This window comes from Bradyrhizobium algeriense, assembly GCF_003062295.1.
Classification (GTDB): Bacteria; Pseudomonadota; Alphaproteobacteria; order Rhizobiales; family Xanthobacteraceae; genus Bradyrhizobium; species Bradyrhizobium algeriense.
Window position 1 is genome coordinate 65,095 of sequence record NZ_PYCN01000030.1, and the last position, 15,325, is coordinate 80,419.

Consider the following 15,325-nt stretch of genomic DNA (forward strand, 5'->3'; position numbering starts at 1 on the left):
ATAGATCTTGTCGGTAGTCGATCACAACGCCATCGATGCTCTGCCCCGGATTTCCGAGGCGGAGGTCGGTGATTACATCGCGCTGTTGAAGCCGCGGGTGATGTCGCTCGTGATCTTCACCGCGCTGGTCGGCCTCGTGATCGCGCCCGGCCATATGCACCCCGTGCTGGCGTTCACCGCGATCCTCTGCATCGCGGTCGGGGCCGGCGCTTCGGGCGCGATGAACATGGCCTATGAGGGCGACATCGACGCATTGATGTCGCGCACCGCCAACCGCCCGATCCCGCGCGGACGCATCACGCAGGGCGAGGCGATGGCGTTCGGCCTGATCCTGGCGTTCTTCTCGGTGCTGACGCTCGGCATCCTCGTCAACTTGCTGGCCGGTGCGCTGCTGGCGTTCACGATCTTTTTCTATGTGGTGGTCTACACCATGTGGCTGAAGCGCTGGACCGCGCAGAACATCGTGATCGGCGGCGCCGCGGGCGCGCTGCCGCCTGTCGTGGCGTGGGCCGCGGCCACCGGCTCGCTGTCGATCGAGCCGCTGCTCCTGTTCCTGATCATCTTCTTCTGGACCCCGCCGCATTTCTGGGCGCTGGCGCTGTTTCGTTCCGACGACTATGCCCGCGCCGGCGTTCCGATGCTGCCCGTGGTCGCCGGACCCGATGCGACGCGGCTGCAGATACTGCTCTATACCATCGTGCTGGTCGTGATCGCGGTCGCGCCCTGGCCGCTGGGCTATTTCGATGCGGTCTACGGCGTCACCTCGCTGGTGCTCGGCGCCGGCATGATGTGGCTGGCCATCGCGGTCTATCGCCACCGCGAGGGCAGGGAAGCGCTGCGCGCCACGCGCCGGCTGTTTGCGTTCTCGATCCTTTATCTGTTTGCGCTGTTTGCGACCCTGCTGCTCGAAGTGGTCGTCCGCGCCGTCGTCCCTTTGTTCGGGTAGGGGGCGCATGGCGACGCATGGACGACAATCGAAAGCCAGATGGAATCGTCCTCACCGAGGCGCAGAAAAGAAGCCGCCGCCAGCGCTCGATCGCGATTGCGCTCGCGCTCGGCGTCCTCGTCGTGCTGTTTTTCGCGGTCACCATGGTCAAGGGGCCGGCCGTTCTCGTCCGGCCCATGTAATCTTGAGTGTAATTTGATCTTTGAATGTAGTTGAGATGGAAAGCAAACCGCAGATGCGCGAGGGAGTGACGGGAAGCGGCAAGACTGCTTCGCGCCGTACGCTCACGCGCGATGCGGCGGTCGCCTCGATCTGCGGCTTCGTGGTGGTGTTCATGGTCGGCGCGTCCTATGCCGCCGTGCCCTTCTACAATTGGTTCTGCCGCGCCACTGGCTTCAACGGTACCACCCAGGTCGCGACCTCGGCGCCATCAGACGCGCCGCTTCAGCGCAAGATCGCGGTGCGGTTCGATGCCAATGTCGGCCCCGGCCTGCCCTGGAAATTCGAGCCCGAGCAAAACGAGATCGAGGTCCGGATCGGCGAGGTCGTCACCGTGTTCTATACCGTGACCAACCAGGCCGCGCGCCCTACCACCGGCGTTGCGGCCTACAACGTCGCGCCGCTGACGGTCGGCGCCTATTTCCAGAAGATCAACTGCTTCTGCTTCACCGAACAGACCATGGGCCCGGGCGAGAAGCGCGAGATGCCAGTCGTGTTCTACGTCGATCCGCAGCTTGCGAAAGACAGCGAGAACGACACCCTGAAAACGATCACGCTATCCTACACATTCTATCCCGTGCGCGATCCGGCGCCGAAGCCGGTCGCGGCCGGCGAAGGCGACAGGCGCAAAGGAAGTCTGTGACGGGAAACTTGTGAACCAGGAATCCCGTATCTAACGGGATTTCGGATTTGAAATTTGAGACGAATATGTGCCGAAGGGAACGGCACATCCAACGGAGAGACCGCAATGGCTACGGCGCACGCGAAGCACCACGACTACCACCTCGTCGATCCGAGCCCGTGGCCGGTCGTAGGCTCGATCTCGGCCTTCATCATGGCGGTGGGTGCGATCACCTGGATGCATCACATGTTCGCCGCTGCCCCGATCATCTTCGGCGTCGGCACCATCGGCGTGCTCTACACCATGGCGAGTTGGTGGGGCGATGTGATCCGCGAAGCCCAGTACAAGGGCGACCACACCCGCGTGGTGCAGATCAGCCACCGCTACGGCATGATCCTGTTCATCGCCTCCGAGGTGATGTTCTTCGTCGCCTGGTTCTGGGCCTTCTTCAATTCCGCGCTGTTCCCCGCCGACGCGGTCCACGCCACCCGCGATGCGGTGTTCGGCTGCGGTCCGGGAACGGCGATGGGCGCCTGCAGCGTGCCGGGCACCTGGCCGCCGAAGGGCATCGAGACCTTCGACCCCTGGCATCTGCCACTGCTCAACACGCTCTTGCTGCTGACCTCGGGCACGACCGTCACCTGGGCGCATCATGCGCTGCTCGAGGACGACCGTCAGGGCCTGAAATACGGCCTGATCCTCACCGTGCTGCTGGGAGCCGCCTTCACCTGCGTGCAGGCCTATGAATACGCCCACGCCACGTTCGGCTTCTCCGGCAACATCTACGGCGCGACCTTCTTCATGGCGACCGGCTTCCACGGTTTCCACGTGCTGGTGGGCACCGTGTTCCTGCTGGTCTGCCTGTTGCGCGCCTATGCCGGCCACTTCACCTCGAAGCAGCATCTCGGCTTCGAGTTCGCCGCCTGGTACTGGCACTTCGTCGACGTGGTGTGGCTGTTCCTGTTCATCTGCATCTATGTCTGGTTCCGCGGTGCGGGGCCAGTGGCCGGGCACTGATACAGGCTTGACGTGCTACAAGGGGGGCGGTCGGAAGGACCGCCCCCTTTTTCTTTCTTTCTTCCTTCCTTCTCCCCTTGTGGGAGAAGGTGGATCGCCGACGCGAAGCGGCGGCGAGACGGATGAGGGGTCTGCATCCGCGGAGAGAACCCCTCACCCGTCGCCTCACTTCGTGAGGCGCCACCCTCTCCCACAAGGGGAGAGGGGAAGGACACAATATGACGCCTGACCAAATGACGCCTGATCAACCGCCCACCGTCACCCAGAGCGCACTCCGCGGCATCGCCTGCCGCTGCCCGCGTTGCGGCAAGGGCAAGCTCTATGCGGGCTTCCTCGACCTGCGCCCGAATTGCGAAGCGTGCGGGCTCGACTACGCCTTCATCGATGCCGGCGATGGACCTGCGATCTTCATCATCATGCTGGCGGGCGCCATCGTCGTCACCGCGGCCCTGATTGTCGAAGTCAAGTATCAACCGCCGTTCTGGCTGCATGCGGTGCTGTGGCTGCCGCTGATTATCGCGACCACGCTGTTGCCATTACGCTCGATGAAGTCGCTCTTGATCGCGCTGCAGTTCCATCACAAGGCGGCGCCCGGCCGGTTGATCGACCGCGAGCCGAAATGACCGGGCCCTCGTCGCGGCGGCCGGCGGTTACCGGTTTTGCCATCTTCACGCTGCTGATGGTGATGGCCTTTACGGGCCTCGGGATTTGGCAATTGCAGCGCCGGGTCGAAAAGCACGCGCTGATCGCCTTGCTGAACGAGCGGCTCGCCGCCGCGCCCGAGGCGCTGCCGGCGTCGTCGCAATGGAATGCGCTGACGCCGGCCAAGGACGAATTCCGCCGTGTCAGCTTCACCGCCACCTACGCGCCGTTGCCGGACGCGATGGTCTACAGCGCGGGCTCCGCAGTCCGTGACGACGTCGCCGGCCCCGGCACCTGGGCCTTCCTGCCGGCGCAGCTCGCCGGTGGCAACACCATCGTGGTCAACACCGGCTTCGTGCAGAACACGATGCAGGACCGCGCCCAGCAGGATCGCGCCGTAAGACGGCTCATCACCGGTGACCCGGTGCAGCTCAGCGGCTACATCCGTTTTCCCGAAAGCGCCGGCGCGCTGACGCCACCGGAGAGCGTGGCAAAACGGCTCTGGTTCACCCGCGATCATCTCGCTATGTCCCGTGTGCTGGGCTGGGTCGAGGGCAGCAAGGCCGTCGCGCCGTTTTATGTCGATCTGGAAACGCCCGTGCCCGAGAGCGGCATTCCAAAACCCGGCCCGCTCTCCGTGCGTCTCAAGGACGATCACCTGCAATACGCCATCACCTGGTTCACGCTGGCGTTTGCGGTCATCATCGCCTTCGGCGTCTGGTGGCGCGCCCAGCGCCGCGCCTGAGTTCCTCACCGTATTCAACCGGACTAGCTTGTCGGAACGTTTGTTCCTCACAATCGTTTGAGTTCCACGGTGCGTACAGGACAAGAGGCCGTTCAATGTCCATTCACGACGATCGCCATACTTCGTCACCCGCGTCAGCCCTTGGGGCAAGGAATAGCGACGTGGATGGGATCGCGGATTTGGCGGATGATTTCGATCAGATAGCGTTGGTGGTCGACTGGCTCGACGCGTGCCGGAAGCGCGACCTGGCGGCGTTGCTTGACCTCTATGCCGACGACGCGAGGCTCGAATGCCAGTGCGGCGGGGGCAAAGTCAGCGAAGGCCGCGCCGAGCTCGAATGCTACTGGCGGCCGCGCCTCGATGCGCTCGCACCCACCGCATTCGGGCTGGAGGAAATCACGCCGACCGCCGAGGGCGTCGTGCTCGATTATCTGAGCCATGAAGGCGAGCCGGTCCGTATCGCGTTCACCTTTTCGCGCGACGCCAAGATCCTGCGGACCGCTTGCGCCCCCACGGGACAGGCGTTGCATCAGGAAGTTGCCGGCGTTGCCGATCAGGTTGGCTGACCGTTAGCCCGTTTCTCGCCTCGCGCATGTGCGGCGGAATCTCCTGCCGGAAGCCGGCAGCGCACGCAGGTGCGTCCCTCTTCGCGCAGCAGTTCAAGCGTCCCGCTCAGCGCCCGAACACGCTCCAGCATTCCCGTCAATCCCCGGCCGAACATCCGGTCCGCCGGAAAGCCGATGCCGTCGTCGGATATTTCCACGATCACTTCGCGGTCGTTGACGTCAGCCGCGACGTGCATCGAGCTCGCCCTGGCGTGGCGAAGCACGTTTGTCACGGCCTCCTGGGTCACGCGATAGATTGTCTGTGACAGCAAGCCGTCGACCTCGTTCAGCGTCGTGTCGATCTGCGACGTCACTTTGACATCCGGCGCCTGTGCCTTCACGTTCTGCAGCAGCGTCTGGATGCTCTTCTCCAGGCCGAGCTCCTGAATGTAGAGCGGCCGCAGCCGGTCGAGGATGCGGCGGTTCGCTTGCTGCAATGTTTCGACCGATTGCACAATGCCCTCGGCGGCGCGCCTCAACTTCGCCTGGTCGGACGGGATGGATTCCAAAAGCGCCACCGTGTTGGCGCGGATCCCGAACAACAGCGGCCCGAGTTCGTCATGAAGCTCGCGCGCCATATCCTGCCGCTCGTCGTCCTGCAGCGACACGATCCGGCGCAGCAAGCTGCGGTTATCCTGGCTGAGGCGATTGAGGGTGCGGGCGAGTTCGTTGGCCTCCTGCGCGCTCTTGCGGATCTCGGGCGGGCCGGCGGCAGCAATCGGCTGCTCGTAATCGCCCGATCGCATTCGGGTCAGGCCGTCGCCCAGACTTTGCAGCGGTCGCAATGCGGAACGCGCGGCGAAATGGGCAATGGCCCACGTCAACAGCATCAAAGTAATTCCGGAGCAGGCGATCGCCAGAAATCCGATCCACTTCTCGTAGATGTCGGCGGCCATGTCGGGCACAAATACGATGTCGCCGACCTGCCTTCCCTCGATCATCACGGGGAAGGTGGCTTTGAATTCGGGTAGGGCGAGGAGGCGGACGAACCAGTCAGGCACCGTGCCCAAGGGGGTCTGCACCTCGGGAGCATTAACATCGAGGTCAGTCCCGAGGCGCCGAAACCGGATTGTTGCGGAGGCACCCAGCGGTTGCACGAACGCTTCGAGCGTCGCTTGCGGATTGGTGGAGGTCCGAAGCGCGTCGTTGAGCGCAGCCGCGACCGCCCTGGCCGAGCGAGCAGCCGGTTCGGTTTCCTCCATAAGTTGCGCCGTGGCGAAGATCCGGAGCGAAACGCCCCCGGCCAACAGAGCGGCCACGAACATCAGGCCGAGCGGCAGCAACAACCGCGTTCGAAGCGAAAGCCTGTTCCACATTTCGACTAATATAACTCCCGCAACCCAAGATTTCTCTTTTCAAATATCGCCAACCGCCTATTTAATCTTAAAAGGGATGGATGATGCAGAATTCTACCAGATCGGCAACGAAGGTCCTGATCGTCGACGACCACCCGGTGGTCCTGTCGGGCTGCCGGTCGCTGTTTGCGTCTGACAATTCCGTGAAGATCGACGAGGCCACCGACGCCAAGTCCGGGCACCGCGCCTACATGGCGAAGCGGCCCGACGTCACGGTGATCGATATCAAGCTTCCGGATGTGTCGGGTTTCGAACTGATGCGCCGCATCCGCAAGGACGATCCGGACGCGCGGATCATCATGTTCAGCATGAACGACGATCCGGCGTTTGTGGTCCGCGCCATCGAGATGGGCGCGCAGGGCTATGTCTCGAAGGGCGATGATCCCCGGATGCTGGTGAAGGCCATCCGCAAGGTGGCCGCGGGAGACAATTTCATTTCACCGCAACTGGCGGAAGCGGTGACGTTTTCTGGCGCTTCGATCAAGGCCAATCCGGCGTCGCAAATGACCGCGCGCGAACTGGAAATCCTGCGGCTGCTCGGCCGCGGCGACAAGATCGTCGAAGTCGCCGACGCGCTGGAGATTTCCTACAAGACGGTGGCCAACACCACCTCGCTGCTCAAGCAGAAGCTCGGCGCCAAGAATCATTCGGACCTGATCCGGATCGCTGTGGAGATGGGGCTCGGCTGAGCGCCGGCTGAATCAATCACTCTATTACCGAACCGGCCGCGCCTCATTTCCGCCCGGCTCTCGCGAGCGACGCCGTCCGCGGGCGTCGTTATGGTCATTGGCGGGAAAATTTGGCAACATACGCCTCGCTGGTCGATGGCAGGAGCGGTGAATGGCTGACCCGGATATCGTGGAGATCGCCTGCGCACGGGCGTGGGGCGTTTACCTCCTGATCAACCGCGGCATTGATGAGAATGACGCGCTGCGGGACAAACTGAAGCATTTCGTTCGCATGCGCTGCGAGGCGGGCGACAACGAGACGGAGTATCTCGCGGTCGAAGGTCTCAAATATCTCAAGCAGCTGGACGGGTCCCGGGCCGGCTAGGCGTACGCCGCCGGCGGCCGGAGCGCCGAGGTTTTCGCCGGGAAAAAGCGGAACAATAGATTTCTTCGCGAGTTGCCGGCTTGCATCGTCATGGATTTGGTCGAGGCCGAAACCAGTATGAAAACCGTGAAGGTCTGCACCAGTAATTAACGACAGACCCTTCCAGGAGAGAGGGCCGCAAGCGTCGCTTGCGGTCCTTTTTCGTTTGGCGGTATCAGCCCCGGTAACGCAGCGCCGCGACCAGCACGGCAAAGGCCGGGGTGAGCTGGCGGCGGCTCGGGTAATAGAGATGATAGCCTGGAAACGGCGTGCACCAGTCGGCCAGCACGCGGATCAGGCGGCCGTCGGCAAGGTGCGCCTGCACCTGGTCCTCCGGCAGATAGGCGAGGCCGAGCCCGGCCAGAACCGCGTTCATCCGCAGCGCCATGTTGTTGAACACCAGCTGGCCGTCGACCCGGACCTTCAGAGCGCGTCCGCGCTTCTCGAACTCCCAGGCGTAGATCCCGCCATAGGTCGGCAATCGGATATTGATGCATCTATGGGCCACGAGGTCCTGTGGCCTGGCGGGCTTGGGGTGAAGAGCGAAATAGCCTGATGTGCCGACCACCGCCATGCGGAAATCCGGCCCGATGCGCACCGCGATCATGTCCTTGGCCACCTGCTCGCCGAGGCGAACACCGGCGTCGTAACGCTCCGCGACGATGTCGGTAAAGCCGTAGTCGACGTTCACCTCCACCTTGATGTCGGGATATCGCGGCAGCAGCTTTGCCAAAGCAGGCGAGAGGATCGTGACGGCCGAATGTTCGGCGGCGGTGATGCGGATGGTGCCGGCCGGTTTGTCGCGAAGCTCGGTCAGTGCGGAAAGTTCGGCGTCGATCTCCTCCAGCTTCGGCGCCACCGTCCGCAGCAGGCGCTCGCCCGCCTCGGTCGGCGCGACGCTCCGGGTGGTGCGGGTCAACAACCGCAGGCCTAGCCGCTCCTCAAGTCCGCGGATCGTATGAGAGAGCGCGGACTGTGAAACATCGAGCTGCGCCGCTGCCCGGGTGAAGCTTCGCTCCCGCGCGACCACCAGGAAAGCCAGGAGATCATTGATGTTCTGCCGCGCCATTCATGAATCCATTTCATAAGTACAAGCTGATTGTATCATCTAATCGAAACCCTGTGCAGCCGTTAGCTTGTTAAAGGCGGGCGAGTGCGGTCCTCCACGACAGCTCTTTCAAACGTGAACGCCGGCGAGGAACAGCCGAAACGCGGCGCCGTTACGGATGCTTGAGGCGGACGCCGGTCGCGCCGCACATCGTCCGAACGAGCAGAAAACGACAGCAGAATGGGAACACGACATGCAAGGTCCGAGCGACTTCGATCTATCGCGGCGGAAACTGTTGCTGGGAACCGCCGCATCGGTGGCTTTTAGCGCGGCGTCCCCGATGGCCAAGGCGCAAACGCCTGCGGCTCCTGCGCAGGCCGCCGCCCAGGCTGTTTCGATGTCGAAAGTTTCCTTCAGTGTGAATGGCAGGCCACGCGAAATCGCGCTCGACACGCGAACCACCCTGCTCGATGCATTGCGTGAGCACCTGCATCTCACCGGCTCCAAAAAGGGATGCGATCACGGCCAATGCGGCGCCTGCACGGTCATCGTTGGCGGGCGGCGGATCAATTCGTGCCTGACGCTCGCGGTCATGCATGAGGGCGACGAGATCAAGACAATCGAGGGGCTGGGTACGCCTGAAAACCTGCACCCGATGCAGGCCGCATTCGTAAAACATGACGGCTATCAATGCGGCTATTGCACGCCGGGGCAGATCTGTTCGGCGGTTGCCGTGCTGGACGAGATCAAGTCCGGCATTCCGAGTCACGTCAGCGCCGATCTGAACGCACCGGCACAACCGACCAATGCCGAGCTTCGCGAGCGCATGAGCGGCAACATCTGCCGCTGCGGCGCTTATTCCAACATCGCCGAGGCGATATCAGAAGTGGCCGGGAGGCCCGCATGAGATCATTCACCTACGAACGCGCCCGCAACCCCGCTGAGGCTGCAGCCTCAGCCATGCGCCAACCGGACGCCAAATTCATTGCCGGCGGCACCAATCTGCTCGACCTGATGAAACTCGAGATCGAGACGCCGGCGCATCTGATCGACGTCAACGGCCTTGCGCTCGACAAGATCGAGCCGACGTCCGACGGCGGATTGCGGATCGGCGCGCTGGTGCGCAACACCGATCTCGCCGCTGATAGAAGCGTGCGGCGCGATTATGCCGTGCTGTCGCGCGCGCTGCTGGCGGGCGCCTCGGGCCAGTTGCGCAACAGGGCGACGACCGCGGGCAATCTGCTGCAGCGTACGCGCTGCCCTTATTTCTATGACACCAACCAGCCCTGCAACAAACGCCGGCCCGGCAGCGGCTGCGCGGCGATCGGCGGGTTCAGCCGCCAGCATGCCGTGGTGGGCGCCAGCGAAGCCTGCATCGCCACCCATCCGAGCGACATGGCGGTAGCGATGCGCGCGCTTGATGCGACGGTCGAAACCGTGCGGCCGGACGGCGCGACGCGAACGATCCCGATCGCCGAATTCCACCGCCTGCCCGGCGACACGCCGCATATCGAAACCACACTGCAGCCGGGCGAACTGATTACCAGTGTGACGCTGCCAAAACCCATCGGCGGCAGGCAAGTCTATCGCAAGGTGCGCGATCGGGCCTCTTACGCCTTCGCGCTGGTCTCGGTTGCCGCGATCGTGCAGCGCGACGGCACCGGGCGCATTGCCCTCGGCGGCATCGCCCACAAGCCGTGGCGCATCGAGGCGGCGGAGGCCCAGATGCCGCGCGGCTCCAGGGCTGTCGCCGCGCAATTGCTCGCCGATGCAAAGCCGACGCGCGAGAACGCATTCAAGCTGTCGCTGGCCGAGCGCACGATCGGCGCGGTGCTGACCGAAGCGAAGGGCTGAACCATGAAATTCGATACACCCGCGACGACCAATCCGATCGACCAGATGAAGGTTGTCGGCCAAGCCTTCAGCCGCATCGATGGTCCGCTCAAGACCACCGGCACCGCGCCCTATGCCTACGAGCGCCACGACGTCGTTTCGAACCCTGCCTATGGCTACGTGGTCGGCTCGGCGATCGCGAAAGGACGGATCGCCGGCATCGACCTCGGCAAGGCCAAGGCTGCGCCCGGCGTGCTCGCGATCGTCACGGCGGACAATGCCGGCAAACTCGACAAGGGCAGGCTCAACACCGCAAAACTGCTCGGCGGTCCCGAGATCCAGCATTATCACCAGGCTATCGCCGTCGTGGTTGCGGAGACCTTTGAGCAGGCACGCGCCGCGGCGCCGCTCATCCGCGTCGATTACGTCAGGGAGCAGGGCGCGTTCGATCTCGCTTCGTTGCTGGACAAGGCGAAGCCTAATCCTATCACGAACGGTCCCGGCGATACGGCGGTCGGCGACTTCGCCGCTGCGTTTGCGGCTGCACCGGTCCGGCTCGATGCGCGTTACAGCACGCCCGATGAAGCGCACGCGATGATGGAGCCGCACGCGACGATCGCCGCATGGGAGGGCGACAAGCTCACGCTATGGACCTCCAACCAGATGATCGCCTGGAACAAGGCCGAGATGGCCAAGATCCTGGGCATGCAGGCAGAGAACGTTCGCCTCGACTCGCCGTTCATCGGCGGCGGTTTTGGCGGCAAGCTGTTCCCGCGCGCTGATGCGCTGCTGGCCGCGCTCGGCGCCCGCGCCGCGAAGCGGCCGGTGAAGGTGGCGCTGCAGCGTCCCCTGATGTTCAACAACACCACGCATCGGCCGGCAACGATCCAGCGCATCCGCATCGGCGCGACGCGGGACGGCAAGATCACGGCGATCGGTCATGAAAGCTGGTCGGGCGATCTGCCGGGCGGCAAGGCGGACGGCGCGGTCAGCCAGACGCGGCTGCTCTATGCCGGCGCGCACCGCATGACCGCCACGCGGCTCGCGACGCTCGATCTGGCCGAAGGCAATGCCATGCGCGCGCCGGGCGAGGCGACGGGCATGATGGCGCTGGAAATCGCCGTCGACGAAATGGCCGAGAAGCTCGGCATGGATCCGATCGAGTTTCGGATCGTCAACGATACCCAGGTCGATCCGGAAAAGCCGGAGCGGCCGTTCTCGCAGCGTCAGCTCGTCGAGTGCCTGCGTACCGGCGCCGAGCGCTTCGGCTGGAGCAAGCGCAACCCGCAGCCGGGCAGGGTCCGCGATGGACGCTGGCTGGTCGGCACGGGTGTCGCTGCGGCGTTCCGCAACAATCTGCTGACGAAATCAGCGGCGCGTGTCCGGCTCGACAACAAGGGTGTCGTCACCGTCGAGACCGACATGACCGACATCGGCACCGGCAGCTACACCATCATCGCGCAGACCGCAGCCGAGATGATGGGCGTTCCGCTCGAGAAGGTGAAGGTACGCCTCGGCGACTCGGTCTTCCCGGTGTCGGCGGGTTCCGGCGGGCAATGGGGCGGCAACAACTCCACCGCCGGCGTCTATGCCGCCTGTGTCAAGCTGCGCGAGGCGGTCGCGCAGAAACTCGGCTTCAATTCCGCGGAAGCGGAATTCGCCGATGGCGAGGTGCGCGCCGGCAATCGCAGCGTGCCGCTGGCGCAGGCCGCGGCCGATGGCGGCATCACGGCCGAAGACGAAATCGAGTACGGCGATATCGCCAGGAAGTACCAGCAATCGACTTTCGGCGCGCACTTCGTCGAGGTCGGCGTCGATGCCGCGACCGCCGAGATCCGCGTGCGCCGCATGCTCGCGGTGTGCGCCGCCGGACGCATCCTCAATCCGAAGACCGCCCGCAGCCAGGTGATCGGAGCGATGACCATGGGCGTCGGCGCGGCGCTGATGGAAGAACTCGTGGTCGACAAGCGCGCCGGGTTCTTCGTCAACCATGACCTCGCTGCTTACGAGGTGCCGGTCCATGCCGACATTCCACATCAGGAAATGTTCTTCCTCGACGAGACCGATCCGATGTCGTCGCCGATGAAGGCCAAGGGCGTCGCCGAGCTCGGCATCTGCGGCGTGGCGGCAGCGGTTGCCAACGCGGTTTACAACGCGACGGGCGTGCGCGTCCGCGATTATCCGATCACGCTCGACAAGCTGCTGGAGCAAATGCCGGACGTGGGTTGAGCGCTGAAAACGCGCGCGGCCGCGTATCCCGAAGCTCGACGCAAGCGCCTCTAGAGAAAGCATCATGATCACGCGACGACGCCTGCTCGCCACCACCGGTCTGGCGGTGCTGGCGGCAGGCACCACGCCGGCTGTCCTGGCCAAGGCAAGGAATGGAACGATGGAAATCAAGCGAAGCGGCTCACGGCCATCCGGCAAAGGGCCTGCCGAATACTTCACGGGCAGCGTACGCGTCGATCCGCTGATGCAGGCTCCCGATCCCGCGCGCGTCGCCGGCGCCAGCGTCACCTTCGAGCCCGGCGCGCGGACGGCATGGCACACCCATCCCCTGGGCCAGACCTTGATCGTCACATCCGGCCGCGGCTGGGTGCAGGTCTGGGGCGGGCGCGTCGAGGAAATTCACCCGGGCGACGTCGTCTGGTTTCCGCCAGGCGAAAAGCACTGGCATGGCGCGACGCCGACCACGGCCATGACCCACATCGCCATCCAGGAGCGGCTCGATGGCAAGGCCGTCGACTGGATGGAAAAGGTCAGCGACGAGCAGTATCGGGGTTGACGGAGCGCGGTTGTCTTGAGGTGCGGTTCGATGACATGTCCGCCATGCCCCGATCGCGATCAGCCACCAATAGGCTGTCGGGCATAAACGCTTCCGGCTTCTCTGCACAGGACCGGGCCGGCGCCCCACGGCAGGGGCGTCGCCCGGCTGCTGTCAGATCGTCACGCGGCTGCCGTCGAAGCGCGTGAAGGAGAAGCCGTCGAAGGGTTCGCGAAGGGTGGTGCGCTCGTCCCGCAGCATGCCGATAGCCACTTCCTCGCCGATCGCCATTGAGGCGGAAGCGTCGGAACGCCAGTGGATGCCCGCCCAATTCCGTCCGAAACCGAAATTCACCGCGAGCTTGTTCAACTCTCCACCAACCGTGAGCGGCGGGCCGCTATAGGGCACGAGCCTCGTCGGGTCAGCTGGATCGGGCTGTACCGGGTTGGCGATGACGCGGCTCTCGTCGAAAAACGCCTTCAATATGGTAGCCGTGACGGCACCAACGCTCGTGGCACCTCCGGGATAGGTGGAGTGAAGGGGCGCGGCCTCCGGATAGGTTTGCGACAAAAGATAGGTGCCGTATTTGGCTTTACTGCGATCGAGGGCTTCCGATTTCAGGAAGTTATCATGCAACGGGTAGTCGCTCACGCCATTGGCGAGGCGATGGTGCGCCAGAGCGCCGTAGGCTTCCGGTCGTACAGTCCGGTGCACCATATACTTCTGCCAGTAGGCCGCGCGGACGGAGTTACTGATCCCCGTGGCGAGCAGTGCCTGCACATAGGGCAACCCGAAGGTGGCACCGGCAGGGCTTTGGGTTTTCGATTTCCGATACGGGTTCGATGGGTAGGACACGGGCTCTGCCGGTGGATACATCCCGGCATATCGTTGATCCGCTCCACCGCCGGGGGTTGCAAGGATCAGTGCTGCCGCCCACCCAAGTGCAGGACCAGCGTGGATATACTCCGCGAGATCTCTTCCTGTCGTTATGTATCGCGGTGTCGCGTCGAACTGCAACCGGCGTTTCGGTACGGCGCCGTTCTGGATCGCCAGCCACTCCTCGTATTCGGTCAGGAATTCGTTAGCGGGCAACGTGGTGCGAATTTGAGCGCTGATCCACTGTGCGGCATAAGGCACGTCCCGGAGCAGGAATTGCGAGATAAGCGGGCCGTCCAAAACGCCTGGAGGCGTGACGGAGCGGCCCTTCGGGTCAGTTGGGTCGAAATAAAGCGCATTGGCACGGAACAGCGTACTGGGTGTGACCCGCCCACCAGACTTCGGCCCCCGGAAATCGGCAAGCTTGTTGAGTTCCTCGGTTGCTGCAAGCACGTCGCGATTCGAGGTGTCGTCGCGCAACTCGGTAAGCGGAACGTCACGAAGCAGCGATTGCCAATATACCTCGACCGCCTCGCCGCCGCGCTCCGCACTTGCAAGGGCCGGTGCCGCAGGTATCGCAATCTGAGTAGGGTTCATGCCGCTGAGACTGACGGCTTGTGTGCCTACGGGATTGACCAGTTTGCGAATGCCGCCGAGCGGGATTTTCTCGAAATCAGCGGGATCGCCCGACTGGCAAGCGGTATAGAGCGCCTGCCATGCAGCTTGTTCCACTTCGCCGCGTTTGTCGTGCGGCAGGCCCCGTGAATCGGAACCGATCTTGTTGGTGTAGCGCGCCTCATCGCCATTCGTCGGGTGGGGCGCGATGGGGATTTTCTCGTTATTGCTCGCGCAGACTTGTCGGACTTCGAAGGCGCGGCGCTTGAACGCCGCGTCGTGCGGTCTCAGGTCCGCGCTCACAGGCTGCGCCGCGGCCGGGGCGATTCCGGGCATGCTCGATGGAGACGCAAGCACGGCGGCGCCAACCGCGATGCCGGCCCCGCCGAGGAGCGAGCGGCGAGTGACCGCGGTGGTCGGCATGGTCGGCGATGCCAGGTCAGATTCAGTCGAAATGGTGGGGTGGTCAGCCATGGAGATCTCCTCCCTCGCAGGCACCGCTCTGGGGCCCGCGTTTTCAGGATTCAAATGGCATCTGGGCGCGCTTACGCGCACCCGCGTTGGAATGCGAATGCTGAAGGACCGGCGAAAAAAGGAAGTCGGTTATTCGAGTGCAATGCTTGCCGATGGCACGACTGCTGTCCGTTCAGTCCCGCGAGGAATTCGGCGCTTCCCGCCTGCGACGACAGCTATTCAAAGAGTACACGATCTCGTGCGTCCTGGAAAGATGTCTGATCTTTGGACGACTTCCGCTAATGGAATGGTCCGGCCGTGCTCCGGCCCTGCCAGTACGAGAAACTGGCAAGGGGCGCTCAAGACGAGGAGCACGCCATGTCTCAGAAACTCAACGCAGCGATCGCCGTGATCGGCATCGATATCGGCAAGAACTCGTTCCACCTCGTGGGTCATGATGACCGCGGCGCCATCGTGCTGCGGCAGAGGTGGT

General features: G+C 63.8%; 16 protein-coding genes and 1 pseudogene. 14 read left to right on the forward strand and 3 right to left on the reverse strand.

Annotated features, from left to right (window positions below):
- Positions 1–7: 7 nt before the first annotated feature.
- The 7 genes from C7G61_RS34755 to C7G61_RS34785 all read left to right on the forward strand — a co-directional run bounded on the left by C7G61_RS34755 (position 8) and on the right by C7G61_RS34785 (position 4,757).
- On the forward strand, positions 8–946 hold the full coding sequence (locus tag C7G61_RS34755; protein ID WP_108522214.1) for a heme o synthase: 939 nt from the start codon (positions 8–10) through the stop codon (positions 944–946).
- Positions 947–963: 17 nt separating this feature from the next.
- Positions 964–1,128 carry a CoxF protein gene (locus tag C7G61_RS34760; protein WP_108522215.1) on the forward strand — a complete coding sequence of 55 codons (165 nt, stop codon included), beginning with the start codon at positions 964–966 and terminating at the stop codon, positions 1,126–1,128.
- A gap of 35 nt (positions 1,129–1,163) precedes the next feature.
- Complete coding sequence (locus tag C7G61_RS34765; RefSeq protein ID WP_108522216.1) at positions 1,164–1,808, forward strand: cytochrome c oxidase assembly protein; 645 nt, start codon at positions 1,164–1,166, stop codon at positions 1,806–1,808.
- Positions 1,809–1,913: 105 nt separating this feature from the next.
- On the forward strand, positions 1,914–2,804 hold the full coding sequence (locus C7G61_RS34770; protein ID WP_108522217.1) for a cytochrome c oxidase subunit 3: 891 nt from the start codon (positions 1,914–1,916) through the stop codon (positions 2,802–2,804).
- A 218-nt stretch (positions 2,805–3,022) separates the two neighbouring features.
- Positions 3,023–3,427 (forward strand): DUF983 domain-containing protein, encoded by a 405-nt coding sequence (locus C7G61_RS34775; RefSeq protein ID WP_108522218.1) that lies wholly within the window; start codon positions 3,023–3,025, stop codon positions 3,425–3,427.
- Positions 3,424–4,191, forward strand: a complete 768-nt coding sequence (locus tag C7G61_RS34780; protein WP_108522219.1) for an SURF1 family protein — start codon at positions 3,424–3,426, stop codon at positions 4,189–4,191. Before C7G61_RS34775 ends, C7G61_RS34780 begins: the two co-directional genes overlap by 4 nt.
- Positions 4,192–4,370: 179 nt before the next feature.
- The gene (locus C7G61_RS34785) at positions 4,371–4,757 is read left to right on the forward strand and encodes a nuclear transport factor 2 family protein (RefSeq protein ID WP_244608597.1); all 387 of its coding nucleotides are present in this window, start codon (positions 4,371–4,373) and stop codon (positions 4,755–4,757) included.
- Here C7G61_RS34785 and C7G61_RS34790 read toward each other — a convergent pair.
- Positions 4,745–6,112: a histidine kinase gene (locus C7G61_RS34790; RefSeq protein WP_108522221.1), complete on the reverse strand. Its 1,368-nt coding sequence runs from the start codon at positions 6,110–6,112 to the stop codon at positions 4,745–4,747. The two genes, C7G61_RS34785 and C7G61_RS34790, sit on opposite strands and share 13 nt — an antisense overlap.
- A gap of 83 nt (positions 6,113–6,195) precedes the next feature.
- On the opposite strand from C7G61_RS34790, the gene C7G61_RS34795 reads away from it, so the two are divergent.
- Both C7G61_RS34795 and C7G61_RS34800 read left to right on the forward strand, forming a co-directional pair.
- A complete protein-coding gene (locus tag C7G61_RS34795) occupies positions 6,196–6,840 on the forward strand; it encodes a response regulator transcription factor (RefSeq protein ID WP_108522222.1) in 645 nt (214 codons plus the stop codon).
- 151 nt (positions 6,841–6,991) lie between these two features.
- Positions 6,992–7,204 carry a hypothetical protein gene (locus tag C7G61_RS34800; RefSeq protein ID WP_108522223.1) on the forward strand — a complete coding sequence of 71 codons (213 nt, stop codon included), beginning with the start codon at positions 6,992–6,994 and terminating at the stop codon, positions 7,202–7,204.
- A gap of 214 nt (positions 7,205–7,418) precedes the next feature.
- Here C7G61_RS34800 and C7G61_RS34805 read toward each other — a convergent pair whose 3' ends face one another.
- Positions 7,419–8,312 (reverse strand): LysR family transcriptional regulator, encoded by an 894-nt coding sequence (locus C7G61_RS34805; RefSeq protein WP_108522224.1) that lies wholly within the window; start codon positions 8,310–8,312, stop codon positions 7,419–7,421.
- Positions 8,313–8,544: 232 nt separating this feature from the next.
- Here C7G61_RS34805 and paoA point away from each other — a divergent pair, with 232 nt between their 5' ends.
- From paoA to C7G61_RS34825, 4 genes are all read left to right on the forward strand, one after another.
- On the forward strand, positions 8,545–9,198 hold the full coding sequence (paoA, locus tag C7G61_RS34810) for an aldehyde dehydrogenase iron-sulfur subunit PaoA (protein ID WP_108522236.1): 654 nt from the start codon (positions 8,545–8,547) through the stop codon (positions 9,196–9,198).
- Positions 9,195–10,145 carry an FAD binding domain-containing protein gene (locus tag C7G61_RS34815; protein ID WP_108522225.1) on the forward strand — a complete coding sequence of 317 codons (951 nt, stop codon included), beginning with the start codon at positions 9,195–9,197 and terminating at the stop codon, positions 10,143–10,145. The genes paoA and C7G61_RS34815 overlap by 4 nt, the downstream gene beginning before the upstream one ends.
- Before the next feature lie 3 nt (positions 10,146–10,148).
- Positions 10,149–12,353 (forward strand): aldehyde oxidoreductase molybdenum-binding subunit PaoC, encoded by a 2,205-nt coding sequence (gene paoC / locus C7G61_RS34820; RefSeq protein WP_108522226.1) that lies wholly within the window; start codon positions 10,149–10,151, stop codon positions 12,351–12,353.
- Positions 12,354–12,513: 160 nt separating this feature from the next.
- The gene (locus tag C7G61_RS34825; protein ID WP_108522237.1) at positions 12,514–12,909 is read left to right on the forward strand and encodes a (R)-mandelonitrile lyase; all 396 of its coding nucleotides are present in this window, start codon (positions 12,514–12,516) and stop codon (positions 12,907–12,909) included.
- Positions 12,910–13,062: 153 nt separating this feature from the next.
- On the opposite strand, the gene C7G61_RS34830 is transcribed toward C7G61_RS34825, so the two are convergent.
- Positions 13,063–14,853, reverse strand: coding sequence for a vanadium-dependent haloperoxidase (locus C7G61_RS34830; protein ID WP_108522227.1), 1,791 nt, complete (start codon positions 14,851–14,853; stop codon positions 13,063–13,065).
- Positions 14,854–15,210: 357 nt separating this feature from the next.
- Here C7G61_RS34830 and C7G61_RS34835 point away from each other — a divergent pair.
- Positions 15,211–15,325 (forward strand): annotated as a pseudogene (locus tag C7G61_RS34835) (IS110 family transposase); the annotation flags it as partial.